Genomic DNA, 790 nt, shown 5'->3' on the forward strand with positions numbered 1-790 from the left:
AAAACTCGACGTAATGCTTGTCTAATTGCGTTTCACCAATGTGCGTCGAAAACTCCTCTTCATAGATGTCCAACAGCATCAGCAAGGCATATTGATTTTCGACTTGTACCCCAATCAACATGTCTAATTGCGAAGTGGTTTGAATAACCCGTTGCTCAAACTTGGCTAACGTCTGTTGTATTTTCTGGCGGTTGGGTGAGATGGGAAACCAAACGGCATTATCGAAGGTATCAGCCAATTTTTCCGCTTCAACTTCAATATCAACCAACGATTTAGTGAGCTCGAAGTTCTTTCGCTCCTTGATGGCATACTGATTCACAATCACATCGCGTTCTTCAATCAGCTGATGGCCGACCTCAGAAAGCGCACTATGAAGTTGTTGCGTACTCTTGGAGTTAATGTGAGCCATGTAGGCAAAGGTGCACGCCACCAGCATCGCAATAAGTAAGCATGAATTGACCAACCTAAACTTATTCATTTTCCAGCACCTCTAAAATTACTGGCCTTGGGGCGCTGAGTGACGTCAAGAACGCTTCGATGTCTTCGATATTGCTATCACTCATCGTAATACCAAGCTGCGTTTGTGCCATGATTTGAATGGCCTCAGCAAGGGTGGTCACTTGCCCGTTATGAAAATACGGCCCCGTTAATGCGACGTTTCTTAAACTGGCAACACGGAAATAATACCCCTCATCCCCTTCCGTTGTGAGTAAATGGCGACCTGTGTCTTTCTGCACGGGTTTGTGCTCAAAGTAAGCGAAGCGTTGAATCATCGCGCCGCCAACATTTT

Annotated in this window: 2 pseudogenes; both read right to left on the reverse strand. The window is 45.4% G+C overall.

Going from position 1 to position 790, the window contains the following annotated elements:
- Positions 1-478 (reverse strand): annotated as a pseudogene (locus R7R78_RS25590) (hybrid sensor histidine kinase/response regulator); the annotation flags it as partial.
- Positions 471-790: pseudogene (locus R7R78_RS25595) on the reverse strand (cytochrome B6); the annotation flags it as partial. The pseudogenes R7R78_RS25590 and R7R78_RS25595, both read right to left, overlap by 8 nt.

The sequence above is a fragment of the Vibrio sp. 2134-1 genome, from assembly GCF_033339495.1.